19 protein-coding genes and 2 tRNA genes are annotated in these 21503 nt (G+C 63.3%); 6 read left to right on the top strand and 15 right to left on the bottom strand.

Annotated features, from left to right (window positions below):
* Positions 1-101: 101 nt before the first annotated feature.
* Together PVZ72_RS20465 and PVZ72_RS20460 are read right to left on the bottom strand one after the other, a co-directional pair.
* Positions 102-177 (bottom strand) — tRNA-Gly (locus PVZ72_RS20465).
* Positions 178-183: 6 nt separating this feature from the next.
* Positions 184-259, bottom strand: a tRNA-Glu gene (locus PVZ72_RS20460).
* Between the two features lie 171 nt (positions 260-430).
* Between PVZ72_RS20460 and PVZ72_RS20455 the strand changes: the two genes are divergently transcribed.
* The gene (locus PVZ72_RS20455) at positions 431-1198 is read left to right on the top strand and encodes a hypothetical protein (RefSeq protein WP_273862878.1); all 768 of its coding nucleotides are present in this window, start codon (positions 431-433) and stop codon (positions 1196-1198) included.
* A gap of 25 nt (positions 1199-1223) precedes the next feature.
* Here PVZ72_RS20455 and PVZ72_RS20450 read toward each other — a convergent pair whose 3' ends face one another.
* From PVZ72_RS20450 to msrB, 4 genes are all read right to left on the bottom strand, one after another.
* On the bottom strand, positions 1224-1712 hold the full coding sequence (locus PVZ72_RS20450) for a GAF domain-containing protein (RefSeq protein WP_273862877.1): 489 nt from the start codon (positions 1710-1712) through the stop codon (positions 1224-1226).
* A complete protein-coding gene (locus tag PVZ72_RS20445; RefSeq protein WP_273862876.1) occupies positions 1709-2596 on the bottom strand; it encodes an ATP-binding protein in 888 nt (295 codons plus the stop codon). The genes PVZ72_RS20450 and PVZ72_RS20445 overlap by 4 nt, the downstream gene beginning before the upstream one ends.
* A gap of 105 nt (positions 2597-2701) precedes the next feature.
* A complete protein-coding gene (locus PVZ72_RS20440) occupies positions 2702-3187 on the bottom strand; it encodes a glutathione peroxidase (protein WP_208690860.1) in 486 nt (161 codons plus the stop codon).
* Positions 3184-3585, bottom strand: a complete 402-nt coding sequence (gene msrB / locus PVZ72_RS20435; RefSeq protein WP_133859295.1) for a peptide-methionine (R)-S-oxide reductase MsrB — start codon at positions 3583-3585, stop codon at positions 3184-3186. The genes PVZ72_RS20440 and msrB overlap by 4 nt, the downstream gene beginning before the upstream one ends.
* Positions 3586-3740: 155 nt before the next feature.
* Here msrB and PVZ72_RS20430 point away from each other — a divergent pair, with 155 nt between their 5' ends.
* On the top strand, positions 3741-4952 hold the full coding sequence (locus tag PVZ72_RS20430) for a pyridoxal phosphate-dependent aminotransferase (protein ID WP_133859296.1): 1212 nt from the start codon (positions 3741-3743) through the stop codon (positions 4950-4952).
* Positions 4953-5145: 193 nt separating this feature from the next.
* On the top strand, positions 5146-6024 hold the full coding sequence (htpX, locus tag PVZ72_RS20425; protein WP_007162229.1) for a protease HtpX: 879 nt from the start codon (positions 5146-5148) through the stop codon (positions 6022-6024).
* A gap of 39 nt (positions 6025-6063) precedes the next feature.
* Here htpX and PVZ72_RS20420 read toward each other — a convergent pair whose 3' ends face one another.
* A complete protein-coding gene (locus PVZ72_RS20420; RefSeq protein ID WP_273862875.1) occupies positions 6064-7239 on the bottom strand; it encodes a vWA domain-containing protein in 1176 nt (391 codons plus the stop codon).
* A gap of 8 nt (positions 7240-7247) precedes the next feature.
* Complete coding sequence (locus PVZ72_RS20415) at positions 7248-8081, bottom strand: AAA family ATPase (protein WP_273862874.1); 834 nt, start codon at positions 8079-8081, stop codon at positions 7248-7250.
* 110 nt (positions 8082-8191) lie between these two features.
* On the opposite strand from PVZ72_RS20415, the gene cysK reads away from it, so the two are divergent.
* Positions 8192-9166, top strand: coding sequence for a cysteine synthase A (cysK, locus tag PVZ72_RS20410; RefSeq protein ID WP_273862873.1), 975 nt, complete (start codon positions 8192-8194; stop codon positions 9164-9166).
* Positions 9167-9266: 100 nt separating this feature from the next.
* Here the strand turns inward: cysK and PVZ72_RS20405 are convergent, their stop codons facing one another.
* The 5 genes from PVZ72_RS20405 to tig all read right to left on the bottom strand — a co-directional run bounded on the left by PVZ72_RS20405 (position 9267) and on the right by tig (position 17253).
* The gene (locus PVZ72_RS20405) at positions 9267-11123 is read right to left on the bottom strand and encodes a SurA N-terminal domain-containing protein (RefSeq protein WP_273862872.1); all 1857 of its coding nucleotides are present in this window, start codon (positions 11121-11123) and stop codon (positions 9267-9269) included.
* A 174-nt stretch (positions 11124-11297) separates the two neighbouring features.
* Positions 11298-13694 carry an endopeptidase La gene (gene lon / locus PVZ72_RS20400; protein ID WP_273862871.1) on the bottom strand — a complete coding sequence of 799 codons (2397 nt, stop codon included), beginning with the start codon at positions 13692-13694 and terminating at the stop codon, positions 11298-11300.
* 126 nt (positions 13695-13820) lie between these two features.
* The gene (gene clpX / locus PVZ72_RS20395) at positions 13821-15101 is read right to left on the bottom strand and encodes an ATP-dependent Clp protease ATP-binding subunit ClpX (RefSeq protein ID WP_133859302.1); all 1281 of its coding nucleotides are present in this window, start codon (positions 15099-15101) and stop codon (positions 13821-13823) included.
* 109 nt (positions 15102-15210) lie between these two features.
* The gene (gene clpP / locus PVZ72_RS20390; RefSeq protein ID WP_007162222.1) at positions 15211-15852 is read right to left on the bottom strand and encodes an ATP-dependent Clp endopeptidase proteolytic subunit ClpP; all 642 of its coding nucleotides are present in this window, start codon (positions 15850-15852) and stop codon (positions 15211-15213) included.
* A gap of 90 nt (positions 15853-15942) precedes the next feature.
* The gene (tig, locus tag PVZ72_RS20385) at positions 15943-17253 is read right to left on the bottom strand and encodes a trigger factor (RefSeq protein WP_187979074.1); all 1311 of its coding nucleotides are present in this window, start codon (positions 17251-17253) and stop codon (positions 15943-15945) included.
* 281 nt (positions 17254-17534) lie between these two features.
* Between tig and PVZ72_RS20380 the strand changes: the two genes are divergently transcribed.
* On the top strand, positions 17535-18842 hold the full coding sequence (locus PVZ72_RS20380; protein ID WP_273862870.1) for an Nramp family divalent metal transporter: 1308 nt from the start codon (positions 17535-17537) through the stop codon (positions 18840-18842).
* A 53-nt stretch (positions 18843-18895) separates the two neighbouring features.
* The gene (locus tag PVZ72_RS20375; protein WP_273862869.1) at positions 18896-19846 is read left to right on the top strand and encodes a 2-hydroxyacid dehydrogenase; all 951 of its coding nucleotides are present in this window, start codon (positions 18896-18898) and stop codon (positions 19844-19846) included.
* A 25-nt stretch (positions 19847-19871) separates the two neighbouring features.
* On the opposite strand, the gene PVZ72_RS20370 is transcribed toward PVZ72_RS20375, so the two are convergent.
* Together PVZ72_RS20370 and PVZ72_RS20365 are read right to left on the bottom strand one after the other, a co-directional pair.
* Entirely contained in the window at positions 19872-20318 is a 447-nt protein-coding gene (locus PVZ72_RS20370) for a hypothetical protein (RefSeq protein WP_208694852.1), read from the bottom strand.
* A 98-nt stretch (positions 20319-20416) separates the two neighbouring features.
* Entirely contained in the window at positions 20417-21373 is a 957-nt protein-coding gene (locus PVZ72_RS20365) for a LysR family transcriptional regulator (RefSeq protein WP_208694851.1), read from the bottom strand.
* Between the last annotated feature and the right edge of the window lie 130 nt (positions 21374-21503).

Below are 21503 nucleotides of genomic sequence, written 5' to 3'. Positions count from 1 at the left end.
GAAAGGGCGGTGTCCTAGGCCACTAGACGAAGGGGACGAAACCTCTTTCCGCAAGGCCTTTCACCTTGCATCCGCCTGCCCGAGGGCAACCGGATTGTATTTGGAGCGGGAAACGAGACTCGAACTCGCGACCCCGACCTTGGCAAGGTCGTGCTCTACCAACTGAGCTATTCCCGCAATTTTTGGCGTCCCCTAGGGGACTCGAACCCCTGTTACCGCCGTGAAAGGGCGGTGTCCTAGGCCACTAGACGAAGGGGACCAGGTAGAATCCCTCAGGACCCTGACCTACCACTCGGCTGACGCTTGCCGCCGTTGGGAGTGCGCGCATTCTAGGGAGCCTTACCCTGGGCGTCAATAGCTGATTAAATACTTTTCAAATCAACGACTTCGCTCGCACGACAAAAGGCGGGCAAGCACCATGGAGAAGGTCATGTCCTCAACGATGATTGCAGCGGTAGTGGGGCTTGGCATCCTCGTGTTGATCATGATCGCCTTCGTCAACCAGAAGCTCGAAGCGGGACGCCTGGAAAAGCAGCGCCTGGTCGCCGATCTCACCGACCGCATCAAGCGCTGCGCCCAGCTGGGCGGCAGCCTGCCCGGCCAGCTGATGACCCCGGCGCTCAAGCAGCTGTTTCACCGCATCGAGCTGGGGCTGATCGCCCGCCTCGCCGCCCTGCAGACGCCTTCCGCCAGCCTCACCGCACGCAAGACCGAACTGGAAGAAGCCCTGGCCAAGGGCGACGACATCGAAGTCGCTAACGCTGCCCGGCCGGTGCATACCGAGGCGCGGGTCAAGGAAGTCCGCGGTTATCTGGAAATGCTCCATGCGCTCGTCGCCCATGCCAGCCAGATCGGCATTCTCGACGGCCAGGAAGCGCAGCGCTGGGTCGGCGAGATGCGCTATCTGCTCACGGCGACCTATGTGGAATTCTTCCGCTATCAGGCCGAACAGCAGATCAAGAGCGAGCACTACATCCAGGCGCGGCAGTCATACGAGCGGGCGATCATGCAGATTCGCAAGCAGCAGCAACCCGAGCGCTACAGCGAATTGCTGGCCCATCTGGAAGAGCAGATCACCCAGGTGAAACGCCAGCAGAGCGAAATGGTCGAGCAGGCCAGCAGCAGCTCCAACGAGCTGTCGGACAGCGTGGACACGCTCAAGGACGACAGTTGGCGCAAGAAGAACGACTACGAGTGAGGGCTTCCCTGCCCTCCTCCGGCGATCAGCAGTCGGTCGCGACCAGAAAGGCCGCTACCAGCGCTTCGATACCGGCCTGATCCGCTGCGCTGAAGCGCCCCGGATGCGGACTGTCCAGATCCAGTACGCCGATCAGGCGACCGCCATGGACCAGCGGCACCACCAGCTCGCTGCGCGAAGCGGCGTCACAGGCGATATGTCCGGGAAAGGCATGGACATCCTCGACGCGCTGGGTACGCCGCTCGCGGGCGGCGGCCCCGCACACGCCCTTGCTGAAGGGAATGCGCATGCAGGCCACCTTGCCCTGGAAAGGCCCGAGCAGCAGCTGGTCCTCACCCTCGACGAAATAGAAGCCGGCCCAGTTCAGGTCCGGCACCTCCTGATAGATGAAGGCCGACAGCTGGGCGGCATTGGCCACCAGATTGCGCTCACCGGCCAGCAGGGCTTCCACCTGGGCGGCCAGCATGGCGTAGCCTTCGAGTCCCGCCCCTACGCCCGTCAGTTCTACGGTCATGCTTTCTCCAACAGTTTGAGCCCGACCCATTGCCGGGCGAATTGATAGGCACAGCGGCCATTGCGGTTGCCGCGACCGGAAGCCCAGCGGATGGCCTCGCGATCGGCTTCTTCGGACCACTCCAGTTGCAGGCCGGACTTGCCGGCCAGGGTCGCGCACCAGTGGCGCACCACGGCGAGATAGTGCTCCTGGGTGAAGGGATAGAAGGACAGCCACAGACCGAAGCGATCCGACAGCGCGATCTTGTCTTCGGCCGCCTCGCTCGGATGCAATTCGCCGTCGACGTGCTCCCAGTTGGCATTGTCGCTCTGTCGTTCGGCCACCAGATGACGCCGGTTGGAGGTGGCATAGAGCACCACGTTGTCCGGCGCCTGCTCCAAGGAGCCATCCAGCACGCTCTTGAGCACCCGGTAGTCGTCGCTGCCGGAATCGAAGGAAAGGTCGTCACAGAACACCACGAAGCGCTGCGGCTGACCGGCGAGCTGCTCCACGGCGCGGGGCAGATCGGCGAGATCGTCACGCTCGATTTCGATCAGCCGCAGACCCTCACCGGCATATTCCGCCAGCAACGCCCGGATCAGCGACGACTTGCCGGTGCCCCGCGCGCCCCACAGCAAACTGTGGTTGGCTGGCAGTCCAGCCACGAATTGCCGGGTGTTGCGGGCGAGCTGGTCGCGCTGGCGATCGATACCCAGCAGATCGGCCAGGCGCAGTTCCAGATTGACCTCGAGCGGCTGCAGATAGCCGCCATGGCCCTCCCGGCGCCAGCGCGCGGCATAGCAGCGCTGCCAGTCCAGCGGTTCGCGACGATGGGGCAACAGGGGTTCGAGACGCTCCAGCACCTGCCGCGCATGGAGCAGAAAGTCTTCTAGGGAGGCATTCACAGGGATGATCCTTGACGACAAGAAGAGAAGCGGGCCAGCCGCCAGCCAGGCTGCGCATTATCGTATGACCTTTATCTTCCAGACAAAGGCCGGACGAACCAGGTGCTAGGACGCCAGCGCCTGGCGGACATGCTTTTCCAGCTGCGACGGCCGGGTGATGGGCGCGAAGCGCTGCACGCGCCCCTGCGCCGGCGTGACCAGGAACTTGGTGAAATTCCAGCGGATCGCGCCGCCCAGGAGGCCCGGAGCCGCCTGTTTGAGGGCGACGAACAGCGGATGGGCGCCGTCGCCGTTGACGTCGAGCTTGGCCATTACTGGAAAGCTGACGTTGAAGCGGGTCAGGCAGAAGGTCTGGATCTCGGCATTGCTGCCGGGCTCCTGGCCGCCAAACTGGTTGCAGGGAAAGACGATCACCCGCAGCCCTTGGGCCAGATAGCGCTGCTGCAACAGCTCGAGGCCGTCGTACTGGCGGGTGAAGCCGCAACGACTGGCGGTATTGACCACCAGATAGGCCCGCGCCGGCCAGTCGGCCAGGCAGGCCCGCTGGCCGTCAGCCGTTTCGAACGGCAGGCTGAGGAGGTCCTTGATCACGCGGAGGCCCTGGGTTGCAGCTGCAAGGCCACCGAATTGATGCAATAGCGCAGGCCGGTCGGTGGCGGACCGTCGGGAAAGACGTGTCCCAGGTGCGCATCGCAACGGGCGCAGAGCACCTCGACGCGGTGCATGCCGTGACTGAAGTCCTCCTTTTCCCTTACCGCCTCGGCAGCGATGGGCGCGTAATAGCTGGGCCAGCCGCAGCCGGAATCGAACTTGGTGCTGGAGTCGAACAGTGCCAGCTCGCAGCAGGCGCAGTGATAGACGCCGGGCGTCTTGGTGTTGCAGTAGGCGCCGGTGTAGGGTCTTTCGGTCGCGGCCAGGCGACAGACGCGAAACTGATCGTCGGTCAGGCGCTCACGCCAGTCTTCCGGGCTACGCTGTACTTTTTCCATGATGACCTCGCTGGATGCCGGCGCATCTTTTGTAACAGGCGATGCAGCCGTATGATTCCCGTTCAGTCTGGCATCCGCCCCCGGATGCTGCCAAGCGCCGGTCGGCGTCCGTTCCCGCCGAGTCTTTCTCGCCCTTTTCCAGGATTCATTTCCCCATGCAGGTCTCCAAGTCGAACAAGCTCGCCAATGTCTGCTACGACATCCGCGGCCCGGTCCTCAAGCATGCCAAGCGCCTCGAAGAGGAAGGCCACCGCATCCTGAAGCTCAACATCGGCAACCCGGCACCCTTCGGCTTCGAGGCGCCCGAGGAGATCCTGCAGGACGTCATCCGCAATCTGCCGACCGCCCAGGGCTACAGCGACTCCAAGGGTCTGTTCAGCGCGCGCAAGGCGGTGATGCAGTACTGCCAGCAGAAGCGCATTGAGGGTGTCGGCATCGAGGACATCTACCTCGGCAATGGCGTCTCCGAGCTGATCGTCATGGCCATGCAGGCGCTGCTCAACAACAACGACGAGGTGCTGATCCCGGCGCCGGACTACCCGCTATGGACCGCCGCGGTCAGCCTGGCCGGCGGCAAGCCGGTGCACTACCTGTGCGACGAGCAGGCGGGCTGGTTCCCCGACCTGGCGGACATGGAAGCCAAGATCACCAGCAACACCAAGGCGCTGGTGCTGATCAATCCGAACAACCCCACCGGCGCGGTCTACTCCAAGGAGGTGCTGGAAGGCATCGTCGAACTGGCACGGCGGCACAACCTGGTGCTGTTCTCCGACGAGATCTACGACAAGATCCTCTACGACGAAGCCCAGCACATCTCCACCGCCTCCCTGGCACCGGACGTCCTGTGCCTGACCTTCAACGGGCTGTCCAAGTCCTATCGCGTCGCCGGTTTCCGCTCGGGCTGGCTGATCGTCTCGGGCCCCAAGCATCGCGCCCACAGCTATATCGAAGGCCTCGACATCCTCGCCAACATGCGCCTGTGCGCCAACGTGCCGGCGCAGCATGCGATCCAGACCGCGCTGGGCGGCTACCAGAGCATCAACGACCTGGTGCTGCCGCACGGACGCCTACTGGAACAGCGCAATCGCACCTGGGAGCTGCTCAACGACATTCCCGGGGTCAGCTGCGTGAAGCCGATGGGCGCGCTCTACGCCTTCCCGCGCATCGACCCCAAGGTCTGTCCCATCCACAACGACGAGAAATTCGTCCTCGACCTGCTGCTTTCGGAAAAGCTGCTGGTGGTCCAGGGCACGGCCTTCAACTGGCCCTGGCCCGACCACTTCCGCGTCGTCACCCTGCCCCGCGTCGATGACCTGGAGCAGGCCATCGGCCGCATCGGCAACTTCCTCGGTGGCTACTCCCAGTAGCGGTAAAGCATTTCCGGGTCTTTCATCGGTTGGCGCCACCCGCGGCGTCAACCAGCGCCGGCCCTTGCGTGACCGCCATCGCCTGAACGGCCAGACCATCGACGACACAGTTTGCAATAGAGGAAACGTTGAATGGATCGGGGCCGAACCTTATATAGCCGGCAGATAAACCTGTGAGGAGCTGTACCCCACCATGATGCGCATTCTGTTATTTCTGGCTACCAACCTGGCGGTGCTGATCGTTGCCAGCATCACCTTGAAGGTGCTTGGCGTGGATCGCTACACCGGTCAGAACTATGGCAGTCTGCTGGTGTTCTGTGCCGTGTTCGGTTTCGCCGGCTCGCTGGTCTCGCTGTTCATCTCCAAGTGGATGGCGAAGATGAGCACCCGCACCGAGGTCATCAGCCAGCCGCGGACCCGCCATGAGCAGTGGCTGCTGCAGACCGTCGAGGAGCTGGCCCGCGAAGCCGGCATCAAGACCCCCGAGGTCGGCATCTTCCCGGCCTACGAGGCCAACGCCTTCGCCACCGGCTGGAACCGCAACGACGCTCTCGTCGCGGTCAGCCAGGGCCTGCTGGAGCGCTTCTCGCCCGAAGAGGTGCGTGCGGTGCTGGCCCACGAGATCGGCCACGTCGCCAATGGCGATATGGTGACCCTGGCGCTGATCCAGGGCGTGGTGAACACCTTCGTGATGTTCTTCGCGCGGATCTTCGGCAACTTCGTCGACAAGGCCATCTTCAAGAACGAGGAAGGCCACGGCATCGCCTACTTCGTGACCACCATCGTCGCCGAACTGGTGCTGGGCATCCTGGCCAGCATCATCGTCATGTGGTTCTCGCGAAAACGCGAATTCCGCGCCGACGAAGCCGGTGCGCGCCTGGCCGGTCCCAATGCCATGATCGGCGCCCTGCAGCGCCTGCGTGCCGAGCAGGGTATCCCGGTGCAGATGCCCGACACCCTGAACGCCTTTGGCATCAACGGCTCGCTGAAGAACGGCCTGGCCGGTCTGCTGATGAGCCACCCGCCGCTGGAAGACCGCATCGAGGCCCTGCGCCGCTACGGTCAGCGCTAAGCGCGAGCGATGAAAAAACCCGGCTTCGGCCGGGTTTTTTCATGGGCGGGTCAAGGATCGAATGGCCTCGCCTAGGCCCTCGCCGGTCAGGGGAAACATGCGCTGGGCCATGAGTTCACGCAGCAGCTGGATCGAGGTACTGCTGCCCCAGCCCTCCTGGGGATAGGGGTTGAGCCAGGCCGCCCGTGGGAAGTGCTGGCAGAGTCGCTGGATCCACAGGGCTCCGGGCTCTTCGTTCCAGTGCTCGACGCTGCCACCTGGATGGGTGATCTCGTAGGGCCCCATGCTGGCGTCGCCGACGATCACCAGGCGGTAGTCCGCGCCATAGCGGCGCAGCAGGTCGGCGGTGTTCAGCCCCTCCTCATGGCGCCGGGCATTGTCACGCCAGACGCGTTCATAGACGCAATTGTGGAAGTAGTAGTACTCCAGGTGGCGAAACTCCAGGCGACAGGCGCTGAACAACTCGCTGCACAGGCGCACATGCAGATCCATGGAGCCGCCGACATCGAGTAGCAGCAGCACCTTGGTCGCATTGTGCCGTTCCGGTCGATAGCGCACGTCCAGCAGACCACCCTCGCGTGCCGTGGCCGCGACGGTGCCCTCCAGATCGAATTCCGCCGCCGCGCCCTGGCGGGCGAAGCGCCTGAGCCGGCGCAGGGCCAGTTGCAGGTTGCGGCGGTCCAGCGGCGCGCGATCGTCCAGGTTACGGTAGTCGCGCCGCTCCCAGACCTTGGCCGCTTGCCCCTGCCGAGTACCAGCCTCGCCGATGCGCACGCCGAAGGGATTGTAGCCACCGCTGCCGAAGGGACTGGTGCCTCCCGTGCCTATCCACTTGTTGCCACCGGCATGCCGCTCGCGCTGTTCGGCGAGGCGCTGCTGCAGGGTGGCGAGCAATTCATTGAGGCCACCCAGCGCCTGAAGCCGCTGGCGATCCTCCTCGGACAGCCGCCGCTGCAACTCCAGTCGCAGCCAGTCCGCAGGAATCGCCTGCGTATCCGCCGATCGCTCCGACCTGGCCACCTCACCGGCATAGACCTGATCGAAACGGTCGAAGAAGCGCTCGTCCTTGACCAGCACCGCACGGGCCAGCAGATAGAAGGCGTCGGGATCGGCCACCACCAGGCCCGCATCCAGGGCAGCATGCAGATCCAGCAGTTCGCCCAGGGACACCGGGATGCCCGCCGCCCTGAGTCGGGTGAAGAAATCGAGGAACATGCCTCTCCTCAGCTCCGCCGACGACGCATGAACGCCTGGCGCTCGAGCAACTGCAGATCCTGCTCGTTCTTCAACAGGGCGCCCGCCAGCGGCGGCAGGCCACTCTCGCCATGCAGTGCCCGCTGCGCCGCCTCATCGCCCAGCAGAAGCGCTAGCCAGTCCACCAGCTCCGAAGTGGACGGCTTCTTCTTCAGCCCCGGCATGCTGCGCAGGTCGAGGAAGAGATCCAGGGCCTCCTGGACCAGACGCTGCTGGAGATCGGGATAGTGCACCTGGACGATGCGTTCGAGGGTTTCGCGCTCGGGAAAGCGGATGAAGTGGAAGAAGCAGCGGCGCAGGAAGGCGTCCGGCAACTCCTTTTCGTTGTTGGAGGTGATGATGATGATCGGGCGCCGCTGGGCGCGGATGGTCTCGCCGGTCTCGTAGACGTGGAACTCCATGCGATCGAGTTCCAGCAGCAGATCGTTGGGAAATTCGATGTCGGCCTTGTCGATCTCGTCGATCAGCAGCACCACCGGATCCTCGGCGGTAAAGGCATCCCACAGCTTGCCCGGCTTGATGTAGTTCGCCACCTCCTGCACCCGGGGATCGCCGAGTTGGGAATCGCGCAGGCGGCTCACGGCGTCGTATTCATAGAGGCCCTGCTGCGCCTTGGTGGTGGACTTCACATGCCAGGTGATCAGCCGCGCGCCCTGGCTCTGGGCCACCTGCTCGGCCAGCAGCGTCTTGCCGGTGCCCGGCTCGCCCTTCACCAGCAACGGACGCCCCAGCCGGATGGCCGCATTCACCGCCAGACTGAGTTCGGCCGTGGCCACATAACGCTCGGTACCCTGAAAGGCCATCACTGATCCTCGGCAGCTGTTTCGCCTGACGATAGCATGCCGCGCCCGGACTGGACGTCATCGGACGCAAGGCCTAGGCTGCGAGTTTTCCGTGCCGTACAGGATCCGTCATGAGCCGCATCTTCGCTGACAATGCCCAGTCTATCGGCAATACGCCGCTGGTCTACATCAATCGTCTCGGTCCCAAGGGCGTCACCCTGCTCGCCAAGATCGAGGGACGCAATCCGGGCTATTCGGTCAAGTGCCGCATCGGTGCCAACCTGATCTGGGACGCGGAAGCCAAGGGGCTGCTCAAGCCGGGCATGAGCCTGGTGGAGCCGACGTCGGGCAATACGGGGATCGGTCTGGCCTATGTCGCCGCCGCCCGGGGTTACCGCCTGGTACTGACCATGCCCGCCTCCATGAGTCTGGAGCGACGCAAGGTGCTCAAGGCGCTGGGTGCGGAGCTGGTGCTGACCGAGCCGGCCAAGGGCATGAAGGGCGCCATCGAAAAGGCCCGGGAAATCGCCGAGAGCGAACCCGATCGCTATTTCATGCCGCAGCAATTCGACAACCCGGCCAATCCGGCCATCCACGAGAAGACCACCGGCCCCGAGATCTGGAACGACACCGATGGCGCCATCGATGTACTGGTGGCTGGCGTGGGTACCGGCGGCACCCTGACCGGCATCTCGCGCTTCATCAAGAACACCAAGGGCAAGCCGATCCTGTCGGTGGCCGTCGAGCCGGAGACCTCGCCGGTCATCAGCCAGACCCTCGCCGGTGCCGAGGTGAAACCCAGCCCGCACAAGATCCAGGGCATCGGCGCCGGCTTCGTGCCCGGCAATCTGGACCTTGCCATGGTCGATCGCGTCGAGCAGGTGAGCGATGAGCAGGCCAAGCTGATGGCCCAGCGGCTGATGCGCGAGGAAGGCATTCTCTGTGGCATTTCCTGCGGCGCCGCCATGGCCGCGGCGATCCGACTGGCCGAGACGCCGGAGATGCAGGGCAAGACCATCGTGGTCATCCTGCCGGATTCCGGTGAGCGCTATCTGTCGACCATGTTGTTCGATGACCTGTTCGACGAGCAGGAGCTGGTCCAGTAGGACTTTGCCGGCCACAGCCCTCTTCCATTGCGGGGTTGACCGCCATTGAGCCCCTTACCGCCACTCAAGAAAAAGCCCGGTTTCCCGGGCTTTTTTCGTATCAGAGATGCTTGATCTCGGCCTTGGCGTCCAGGGCCCGACGGTAGGCGGCGAAATCGACCTGTCCGGCGCGCGAGGCGAGGTAGCGGCGGTACAACGCCTTGTCCTCGGCGCTCAGGGCTTCCTTGGGTACCCCTACGCCCTGCAGGCGGATCAGCACGAAATCTCCATTCTGCAGGCTGATGCCGGCATAGGACGGCTTGTCGGCTTCCGGCTTGGCCATGCGGAAGGCCGCCTGCAGCACCTGGGGATCGACGCCCTCCTGGTTGCGGGTGGCGGCTTCGACGGTACGCCATTCACCCGCGGCGGCCTTGCCACCTGCCTGCAGGGTCTTGAGCTGTTCTTCGCCAGCCTGCTTGGCTGCGGCTGCGGCCTTTTCCTGGGTTAGGCGGGTTACGATCTCCTTCCTGACCGCATCCAGGGGTTGCAGCTGCGGCGTACGATGCTCCTTGTCGCGGATCACCACCAGGGTCTCCGGATCGAGCTGCAGCGCGGTGCTGTTGGCGCCGTTGCGCAGGACGTCCTCGCTGAAGGCCGCCTCGATCACCTGACGGTTGGCGGTCAGCCCCTCGCCTCCTTCACGACCGAAGGGAGCGCTGGTCCTGACCTGCAGACCCAGTTCCTGGGCCGGCTGGCTCAGGTCGGAGGATTCATAGGCGGAGCTTTCCAGCTTGCGGCCCGCTTCCACGAACAGGCGGTCGGCGTCTTCCGCCTTGAGCTGCTGCTCCAGACGCGGCCGGACACTGGCCAGGGTGGGTATTTCCGGTGCCTGCACGCCCTGCAGCTTGATCAGGTGCCAGCCAAAGCTGGTGCGCACCGGGGCCGACACCTGCTGGGGTGCCAGGGCATACAAGGCCTCTTCGAAGGCCGGGTCATAGACGCCGCGACCGGCGAAGCCGAGGTCACCGCCGTTGGCCGCCGAACCGGGATCCTGGGAGAACTCCTTGGCCAGCTTGGCGAAGTCCTCACCCTTCTTCAGGCGTTCCTGGATCTGCTGGATCTTGGCCTTGGCCTGGTCGTCGTTCTGCTTGTCGTTGACCTCGATGAGGATATGGGCGGCGTCACGCTGCTCCGACAGGTTGGCGATCTCGGACTTGTAGGCGGCCTGCAGGCGGCTTTCGTCGACCTTGGCCTTGGCCAGGAAGGCACCCTTCTTCAGCTCGACATATTCGATGACCACCTGTTCGGGCGTCATGAAGGCGTTCTTGTGGCCGTCATAATAGGCCTGGACTTCGTCCTGGGTCGGCGTGATGCCGGCCGGCGAGGCCTTGACGGTGCGCATGGCGAAATCACGAGTCTGGCGTTCGAGTGCGGCGAAAGCCTCGATATCGGCGTCGGTGACGAAGTTGCTGCCAACGATGCCGGCGCGCAGCTGACCGATCAGCATCTCGTCACGCAGCAGATCGCGGAATTGCAGGCGGTTGTAGTTCATCTGGCGAACGGCCTGATCGAAGCGCTGGGGATCGAAACGCCCTTCGGTCTGGAATTCGGGGGTATTGAGGATCAGCTGATCCAGCGCCTGTTCGGAAAAGGCGAAGCGATCGGCCTTGGCGCTCTGCAGCAGCAGTTGCTTGTCGATCAGTGCCTTGAGCGCGGACTCGCGCAGCAGACGATCATCCAGGCTGGACGGATCGAAGCCCTGACCCAATTGCTGCTGCAGCTGGCGACGCTGCATCTCCACGGCCTGAGCCAGCTCCGTCTGCTTGATCTCGTCGCCGTTGACCAGGGCGACGGCGCCCTGGTGACCCGTGGCGCGGATGATCGCTTCGAAGCCGGTCAGTGCCATCAGCAGGATGATGAATCCGATGATGACTTTGGCAATCCATCCCTGCGAACGGTCCCTGATGTTTTGTAGCATGTTCCCCCCACGAGCTGTGGCCGGACCGGCCATGGCGAAATCGTCGAATAGCAAATAGCGAAAAGGCGCATCTCGAGATGCGCCTTTTCATCGATCAAGGACCTTGCATCCAGCAGGACGGCGGAGCACCAGCAACCTCGTCTGGCAGCCCGCCCATCAAGCCCAGGTGCGCCGTCAGTGGGTACTGACGCGCTCCTTGCCTTCCTGATCCCGCTTCTCGTCCTTGCTGACGAGCTCCGGACCATCGTCCGGAAGCGGCTCCGGCGTGTATTGCAGCGCAACCTCCAAGACCTCGTCAATCCATTTGACTGGCTTGATCTGCAAGTCGGCCTTGATGTTGTCCGGAATGTCCCGCAGATCCCGGACGTTTTCTTCCGGAATGATCACGGTACGGATGCCGCCGCGGTGGGCTGCGAGCAGCTTTTCCTTGAGGCCACCAATGGCCAGAACCTGACCACGCAGGGTGATCTCGCCGGTCATGGCCACGTCGGCCCGTACCGGAATGCGGGTAGCAGCCGAGACCAGCGCCGTGCACATGCCGATACCGGCACTCGGACCGTCCTTGGGCGTCGCGCCTTCGGGTACGTGGATATGGATGTCGTGCTTCTCGTGGAAGTCCTTGGGAATACCCAGGCTGCGGCCACGGCTGCGCACTACGGTCAGGGCCGCGGTAATGGACTCGGCCATCACATCGCCCAGCGAGCCGGTCTTGATCATCTGGCCCTTGCCGGGAACGACCGCGGACTCGATGGTCAGCAATTCGCCACCCACCTGGGTCCAGGCCAGGCCGGTCACCTGACCGATCTGATCCTGCTGCTCGGCGAGACCGTAGCGGAACTTGCGCACGCCCAGCCAGTGCTCCAGGGTGTCCACGGTGACGCTGGCGGTACGCTCCTTGCTCAGGGCGTGCTGCTTGACCACCTTGCGGCAGACCTTGGCGACCTGCCGTTCCAGGTTCCGAACGCCCGCTTCGCGGGTGTAGTAGCGGATGATGTCGCGCAGGGCGTCTTCATCGAACTCCACCTCGCCCTTCTTCAGGCCATTGGCCTTGACCTGCTTGGGAATCAGGTAGCGGATGGCGATGTTGACCTTTTCCGCCTCGGTATAGCCCGGCAGGCGAATGACTTCCATGCGGTCCAGCAGCGGCGCCGGAATGTTCATGGAGTTGGCAGTGCAGACGAACATCACGTCGGAGAGGTCATAGTCCACTTCGAGGTAATGGTCGTTGAAGGTGTGGTTCTGCTCCGGATCCAGGACCTCGAGCAGTGCGGAGGCAGGATCGCCACGCATGTCGTTGCCCATCTTGTCGATTTCGTCGAGCAGGAACAGCGGATTGCGCACCCCGACCTTGGTCATCTTCTGGATGAGGCGACCCGGCATGGAGCCGATGTAGGTGCGACGGTGACCGCGGATCTCGGCTTCGTCACGCACGCCACCCAGGGCCATGCGCACGAACTTGCGACCGGTGGAGCGAGCGATGGACTCGGCCAGGGAAGTCTTGCCCACGCCGGGCGGGCCGACCAGGCACAGCACCGGGCCGCGTACCTTCTTCACGCGCTTCTGCACGGCGAGGTATTCGAGGATGCGTTCCTTCACCTCTTCAAGACCGTAGTGATCCTTGTCGAGGACCTCCTCGGCGCGTCCCAGATCCAGGCGGACCTTGCTCTCGGCCTGCCACGGTACGTTCACCAGCCAGTCGATGTAGGAGCGCACTACGGTGGCTTCCGCCGACATCGGCGACATCTGCTTGAGCTTGTTCAGCTCGGCATTGGCCTTGGTCAGGGCATCCTTGGGCAGACCGGCCGCTTCGATACGACGCTTGAGATCATCGACCTCGTTGTGTCCTTCATCGATGTCACCCAGTTCTTTCTGGATGGCCTTCATCTGTTCGTTGAGATAGTACTCGCGCTGGCTGCGCTCCATCTGCTTCTTGACGCGGCCGCGGATGCGCTTCTCCACCTGCAGGAGGTCGATTTCGGCATCCAGCAGGGCCAGCACGTGCTCGACGCGCGCGCCCAGCTCGGTGATCTCGAGGATCTCCTGCTTCTGCTCGATCTTCAGCGCCATGTGGGCGGCCATGGTATCGACCAGGCGGCTGGGATCCTCGATGCTGTTGAGCGAGGACAGCACTTCGGCGGGGACCTTCTTGCCAAGCTGCACATACTGCTCGAACTGACTCATCAGGCTGCGCGAAAAAACCTCGGATTCACGATCCGGGGCTTCGCTGTCCTCGATCAACGTGACCAGCGCACGGGCATAGACCTGGCTTTCGACGAAGGACTCGATACGGCCACGCTGCTCGCCTTCGACCAGGACCTTGACGGTGCCATCGGGCAGCTTGAGCAGCTGGAGAACGGTTGCCACCGTACCCATGTGATACATGTCATCCGCGGCGGGATCGTCATCGCCGGGATTCTTCTGCGCGACCAGCAGGATCTGCTTGTCGCCAGCCATGGCGGCTTCGAGGGCCTCGACGGACTTTTCCCTTCCGACGAACAATGGGATGACCATGTGGGGATAGACCACTACGTCACGTAGGGGCAGCAGGGGAAGTTCTATCGTCGTAGTCATGGGATACGGGTCTCGGCAAATAATCGGCCGCAGATGCGGTTAAGGCCTCGGTTTTTCCTAACATGAGGTTGGCCGCCGCAAAATACAACCGTCGCTGAAATGAAAAAGGGGCCGAAGCCCCTTTTGTCACGCGTCCGGCGCCGCCTTGGCGGGCTCGCTGTTCTCGTAGATGAGCAGCGGCTGGGAACTCCCGTCGATGACGCTCTCGTCGATGACCACCTTGCTGACTTCCTTCTGCGAAGGAATCTCGTACATGGTCTCGAGCAGGATGCCTTCGAGGATGGATCTCAGACCCCGGGCACCGGTCTTGCGCTCCAGCGCCTTGCGGGCAACCGCCTTGAGCGCGTCGGGACGGAACTCCAGATCCACGTCTTCCATCTCGAACAGCTTGGCGTACTGCTTGGTCAGGGCGTTCTTCGGCTCGGTCAGGATCTGCATGAGCGCCGGCTCGTCCAGCTCGTCCAGGGTCGCGATGACCGGCAGACGACCGACGAACTCCGGAATCAGACCGAACTTGACCAGATCCTCGGGCTCGGCGTCACGCAAGGATTCGCCGATCTTCTTGCCCAGCTCCACGCTGCGCACCTCGGCGTTGAAGCCGATACCGCCGCCCTTGGTGGAACGATTCTGGATGACCTTTTCCAGGCCAGCGAAGGCGCCACCGCAGATGAACAGGATGTTGCGGGTATCGACCTGCAGGAATTCCTGCTGGGGATGCTTGCGGCCACCCTGGGGCGGAACCGACGCCACGGTACCTTCGATCAGCTTCAGCAGGGCCTGCTGCACACCCTCGCCCGAGACATCACGGGTGATGGAGGGGTTGTCGGACTTGCGCGAGATCTTGTCGATCTCGTCGATGTAGACGATACCCATCTGGGCCTTTTCCACATCGTAGTCGCACTTCTGCAGCAACTTCTGAATGATGTTCTCGACGTCCTCACCCACATAACCGGCTTCGGTCAGCGTGGTGGCATCGGCGATGGTGAAAGGTACGTTGAGCAGGCGCGCCAGCGTTTCCGCCAGCAGGGTCTTGCCCGAACCGGTCGGACCGATGAGCAGGATGTTACTCTTGCCCAGCTCGACGTCGTCTTTCTTCTCGCGCTGATTCAGACGCTTGTAGTGGTTGTAGACGGCAACGGCGAGGACCCGCTTGGCACGCTGCTGACCAATGACATACTGGTCGAGGATAGCGCTGATTTCCTTCGGCGCTGGCAGCTTGTGCGCATTGCTTTCGGCCTGAGCTTCCTGGACTTCCTCGCGGATGATGTCATTGCACAGGTCGACGCATTCGTCGCAGATGAAGACGGAGGGTCCAGCGATCAATTTACGTACTTCGTGCTGACTCTTGCCGCAGAAGGAGCAGTAAAGCAGCTTGCCGTTATCGTCGCTATTGCGCGTATCTGTCATTCGATCGATCCAATGGAATGTGCTTACATCAACAAGATGGAGCCTATTGCACGGTTTTTCAAGCCTACCTGCCCAAACGACGGCGCCTGGGCAGGTGGTCGAGGCGGGGTCAGGCGGGGATGTTGCGCTTCTCGAGGACCTTGTCGATCAGGCCGTAGGCAACGGCTTCGGGGCCACTCATGAAGTTGTCACGGTCGGTATCGCGGGCGATCACGTCCATGGGCTGACCGGTGTGATGCGCCAGTACCTTGTTCAGACGCTCACGGATGGTCAGAATTTCACGGGCGTGAATTTCGATGTCCGACGCCTGACCCTGGAAGCCGCCCAGGGGCTGGTGAATCATCATCCGCGAGTGCGGCAGGCAGAAGCGCTTCTCGGCGGCGCCACCTGCCAGCAGCAGGGCGCCCATGCTGCAGGCCTGGCCGATGCAGATCGTGGAAACGTCGGGCTTGATGAACTGCATGGTGTCGTAGATCGACATGCCAGCGGTCACCGAACCACCCGGGCTGTTGATATAGAGGTGGATGTCCTTGTCAGGATTCTCCGCTTCCAGGAACAGCAGCTGGGCGACGACCAGGTTGGCCATGTAGTCCTCGACCTGACCCACCAGGAAGATGACCCGCTCCTTGAGCAGCCGGGAGTAGATGTCGTAGGCGCGCTCGCCCCGGGCGGATTGCTCCACCACCATGGGTACCAGACCGCCAGCGGCTTGAATATCGGGCATGGATTGCATGTATGAATTGCGGGACATGTCCTGCACTAGCTCCCTATCTGGATGACCTGTCAAAAACACATAAGCCAGCACGAGGCTGGCTTAGGTGAACTAGCAACTGGAGGCAGATCAGGCTGCTTGCGGAGCCTCGGCCGGTTTGACCGCGTCCTCGTAGGAGACCTGCTTGTCGGTGACTTTTGCCTGCTTGAGGACAGTATCCACGACTTGTTCTTCCAGTACAACCGAACGCACTTCGTTCAGCTGCTGCTCGTTCTGGTAGTACCACTTCACTACCTGCTCGGGTTCCTGATAGGCCGCAGCCATTTCCTCGATCAGCTCGCGGACGCGGGCGTCATCGGGCTTGAGCTCGAACTGCTTGACCATCTCGGCGATGATCAGACCCAGCAGCACGCGGCGCTTGGCCTGCTCGCTGAACAGCTCGGCCGGCAGTTGCTCGGGCTGGATGTTGCCACCGAACTGCTGGACGGCCTGAACGCGCAGACGATCCACTTCGTTGCTGATCAGGGCGGCCGGGACGTCGATCTGGTTGGCGGCCAGCAGACCGTCCATGACCTGGTTCTTGACCTTGGTCTTGAGGGCCTGGCGCAGCTCGCGATCCATGTTCTTGCGCACTTCGGCGCGGAAACCTTCGACGGTGGTCTCTTCCACACCGAACTGCTTGAAGAAGGCTTCGTTCAGTTCGGGCAGCTCGGGAGCGGCCACTTCCTTGACGGTGACCTTGAACTGGGCGGCCTTGCCGGCCAGATCCAGGTTCTGGTAGTCCTCGGGGAAGGTCAGGTCGAGCACGCGCTCGTCACCGGCCTTGGCGCCGACCAGGCCGTCTTCGAAACCGGGAATCATGCGACCCGAGCCCAGCACCAGCTTGGTGCCTTCGGCGGAACCACCGGCGAAGGCTTCGCCGTCCTGGGTACCGACGAAGTCCAGGGTGAGCTGGTCATCGTTGGCGGCAGCGCGGTCAACGGCTTCATAACGGGTGCCCTGCTTGCGCAGCACGTCGAGCATCTTGTCGATGTCGGCGTCTTCAACGCTTGCGTCCTGACGCTCGATCTCGATGCCGTCCAGGCCCTTGACTTCGAACTCGGGGAAGACTTCGAAGGTGGCAACGTATTCCAGGTCCTTGCCCTTTTCGAACACCTTGGGTTCGACGGCGGGTGCGCCGGCCGGGTTGAGCTTCTGCTCGACAACGGCTTCGTAGAAGGTTTCCTGAATGAGATCACCCAAGGCTTCCTGACGAGCCGAGGCTTCGTAGCGCTGGCGGATGACGCTCATGGGTACCTTGCCCGGGCGGAAACCGGGAACCTTGGCACGCCGTGCAGTCTGCTGCAGACGCTTGTTCACTTCGGTTTCAATACGCTCGGCCGGCACGCCAATGGTCATGCGACGCTCGAGAGCAGAGGTGTTTTCAACGGAAACTTGCATGGATATTCCTCGTGGCACAGAAACAGGCCGGCACTCCGACCCCCCAGAATCAAGGGCGACCATTCTAGAGACAGTCTCAGGCGAAGTCACCTGGCTTGATCCAGCGGTGCGTACGGGCACTGCCGAAGGAAGCCTGAACGAGCGCGTCGAGAGCAACATTTTGTTGCCCGCATATAGTTGTACGACGTCGTATGTAGTGCTAAACCCTGAAGGGCAAGCTAACGAAGAGGCCGCCTCCGGCCCTATTCACAACAACAACAATCGTTAGGAGAACCGCCCTAATGGACCAATCTGGTTCCGTCGAGAAATCCATACCCGAGAGCAAGGAGCAGAGCTCCGGCCTGCGCCGCCTGGCGAAGCTGCTGGGGCCTGGCATCATTGCGGTGCTGTCCTGGCTGGGCGCCGGGGACCTCATCACCTCCTCGGTGGCAGGGGCCAACTACGGCTACGCCATGATGTGGGTGCTGGCGGTGTCCCTGCTGCTGCGCTTTCTCATCGTCAACATCATCGCCCGTTTCCAGCTGTGCAATAACCGCGGCATGTCGATCCTCGAAGGCTATGCCCAGCTGCACCCGGTGTTCGCCTGGTTCATGCTCGGCTATGCGCTGATCATGGGGCACCTGACCAACGCCTACATGCTCAAGGGCGCCGGCGAAGCCCTGGCCACCCTGCTCCACCTCGACCAGCCGCTGCTCTGCTCGGTGGCGGTGGTGATCGCGGTCTGGCTGCTGGTGGGCCGCAACTTCTATGCGCTGATCGAGGGGGTGATGAAGGTGTTGCTGGCCGTCATGACTCTGGCCTTCATCACCCTGGCGGTGATGTCGGGTCCGGACCTGGGCGGAATCCTGCGCGGCACCATCGGCTTCAGCATCCCGGCGGACGAAGGCGTGCATGGCGCCCTGCTGGTGGCGGTTTCGGTTATAGGCGCCGTGGCCGGCTCCATCGCCAACTTCGTGCATCCCTATGTGATGAAGGAAAAGGGCTGGACCGGCCCGGAACACAAGCGCATGCAGCGCAACGACCTGCTCTTCGCGGTGGTGGTCGGCATCATCATCAATCTGGCCATCTGGGTGGTCGGGGTGGAGATCCTCAGACCCAATGGCCTGCAGGTGAATACCCTGAGCGACCTGGGCGCGGCCCTGGAGCTGTTCTTCGGCACCGGCGGCTGGCTGATCTTCTTCACCGGGGTCTTCGCCACCCTGTTCGCCAGCGTGGTGGGCAAGACCACGGCCTTCCCCATGCTGATCACCGATGCCCTGCAGCACATCCGTCCGGAACGCCGTGAACGCTATGGCAAGACCTTTCACAAGGACCCGGCGCACAGGTGGTTCCTGCTCTTCATCCTGGTGACGCCGCTGGTATGGTCGCTGCCGGGCATGCCCGACTTCGTGACCCTGACCATCGGCGTGAATGCCCTCAACATCGTCGGCCTGCCGGTGATCTCCCTGGGGCTACTGATCATGTCCAACCAGAAGTCGCTACTGGGCGACAAGTACCGCAACAACTGGTTCGAAAATCTGGCGCTGGGCTTCGCCACCCTGCTGGCGATCTGGGTCGCGATCCAGTTGGGCCTGCAGTTGCTCGGCTGAGCCGCCGTTTCGGGGCGGATTCGCCGCCCCCGCTTTCCTCAAGGAGTCTAGAGATGCCTGAACAGAACGAACGTCAATTGCTGCTGCAGGTGGGTCCGCTGCTGCCTGCCCTGCAGGACGCCCTCACTTCACGCCATGAGGTGCTGCGGCTCTGGGAAGCACCCGACCCGTCCGCCCTGCTCGCCGCGCGTGGTCAGGACGTGGTGGCTTTGGTCACCTCCGGGGTGCATGGCGCGACGCGCGAGCTGATGAGCGCCCTGCCTGGCCTGAAGGCGGTGTTCAGTTTCGGGGTGGGCTACGACAGCATCGACATCGCCGCCGCCCGGGATCTGGGCGTGGTCGTGAGCAATACCCCGGGCGTGCTGGACGACTGCGTCGCCGACACCGCCTTCGCCCTGCTGATCGATGTGGCGCGGGGCATCAGCGCCGCGGATCGCTTCGTGCGTCGCGGCGACTGGCAGCAGGGCAAGTTTCCGCTGACCTCGCGCCTGGCCGGCAAGACCTGCGGCATCGTCGGCCTGGGCAATATCGGCAAGAGCGTCGCCCGCCGGGTCGAGGCCTTCGGCATGGAGGTGGCCTACTACGGTCGCCAGCAGCAAGCGGACATCCCCTATCGCTATCACGCCGAGCTGGAAGACCTGGCCAAGGCAGCGGATTTCCTGGTCCTGTCGCTGCCCGGCGGACCGGCCACCGATGGACTGATCGATGCGCGAATCCTGGCCGCCCTGGGACCGCGTGGCTATCTCATCAACATCGCCCGCGGCAGCGTGGTGGATGAACCCGCCCTGGTGGCCGCCTTGCAGGCCGGCAGCCTGGGTGGCGCCGGCCTGGATGTCTTCGCCGAGGAGCCGGCGGTGCCCGCCGAGTTGCTGACACTGGACAACGTGGTCCTCACCCCGCACCTCGGCAGCGGTACCCACGAGACCCGCCAGGCCATGGCCGACCTGGTGCTGGCCAACGTGGAGCGCTATTTCGCCGAGGGTCGCCTGGTCACGCCGGTCTGACCGCAATCACCTGCCGGCCGGCATGCTACTCGATGGCCGGCAGGGTCTTGCCGCGGATGCGTCGGGCCAGGGAGTCGTAGATCTCGCGGCAGCCTTCGGCCCAGAAGCGATCGGGATCGTCCTGGGGTTCGAGGGTGACGGAGAACTCGCCATCGCGCTCCTTCAGCACGAAATGGTCGTTGGTATAGAAGAGGGACAGGCCGATGGCGAAGGTCTGGGGAGTGCCGGCGAGGTCATCGATGATCACCGTGAGGTCATAGCGGGCATAGACCTCCAATTCGCGCACGATATTGCCATCGACGCGCTTTTCCAGGCCCAGGCCGGCATCCACCTGATCGGCCGGGGTGAGCCCCAGGTAGCGGGTGAAGCAGTCCGGCAATTCATGCAGGCGGCGCTCCAGTCCCTGCCAATAGGCTTCTTCCCGCTCGGCCGCCTTGCTCAGCGCCTGACTCAATGCCTGATATCGTTCCATTGCCGTTCCCATCTGTTCACTGGAGGCCGTCGACGGACGACCGACAGCTCTGAGACCCCAGCCGGGTCCCGGGGTGCCGCAGCGATTGGCGACGGGCTTCAGGATGCCGGCCAGCCCAGCACCGGGGCGCGGGTTTCACCGAGCAGGAAGCCCCGATTGGCGTCGGTGCAGGCGCGCAGATAGTCGGTCACCAGGGTGATGCGTCGCAGGCGGCGCAGGTCTTCGCGGTAATAGAGCCAGAATTGCCGGGTGATCTGGATCTGCTCCGGCAACAGCGCCACCAGCCGCGGATCGGGCTCGGCGACGAAGCACGGCAGGATGGCCAGGGCGTGCCCGCACAGGGCCGCCTGGTACTGGGCGATCACGCTGGTACTGCGCAGGCCGCTGCTGGCCTCGGGCAGGATCCGCTCCAGATAGAGCAGTTCAGGGCTGAAGGCGAGATCCTCGACATAGGTGATGAATCTGTGGCGCTGCAGGTCCGCCAGCTGCGTGACGGGCGGATGGCTGGCCAGGTAGTCGGCGGTGGCATAGAGCCGCAGGCGGTAGTCGCACAGCTTGCGGCAGACATAGGGCCCGCGCTCGGGGCGCTCCAGGGTGATGGCGATGTCGGCTTCGCGACGCGACAGGTTGACGAAGTGCGGCACCGGCAGCACCTCCAGGGTGATGCCGGGATAGCGATCCTGGAAGAAACTCAGCTGGGGCGCGACGAAGTAGCTGCCGAAGCCCTCGGTGGCGCCGATGCGCACCTGGCCGGACGGCGCCAGTCGGGTGTCGGAGATCTGCTCGCAGGCGGTCTGCAGGGTGCTTTCCAGGGTTTCCGCGTGCACCAGCAGGCGCTGTCCCTCCATGGTGAGGCTGAAACCGGTGCTGCGCGACTTCTCGAACAGCAGCGCTCCCAGCGCCTTTTCCAGGGCGGCGATCCGCCGCGAGACGGTGGTGTAGTCCACCCCCAGCCGCCGGGCCGCGGCGCTGGCCTTCTGCGTGCGCGCCACTTCGAGGAAGAATCTGAGATCGTCCCAGTCGAGACGTCCCGCCGGGTTATTGGATTTTTGCATATCGGTCGGGCGTTTTTGTCGGAAGCCAGGGGACTTTTGCCGGAACTATACTGCTTACCAGGTCGCGTCACGAGCGGTGACGACGCGAATCTCTGCCAGCCAACAACAATAAAGAGCAGACCACCATGAC

Source organism: Pseudomonas sp. LA5 (genome assembly GCF_028640825.1).
Lineage (GTDB): Bacteria > Pseudomonadota > Gammaproteobacteria > Pseudomonadales > Pseudomonadaceae > Chryseomonas > Chryseomonas aestiva.
The sequence above is the reverse complement of the archived record's forward strand: the minus strand, read 5'-3'. Positions and strand labels throughout refer to the sequence as shown.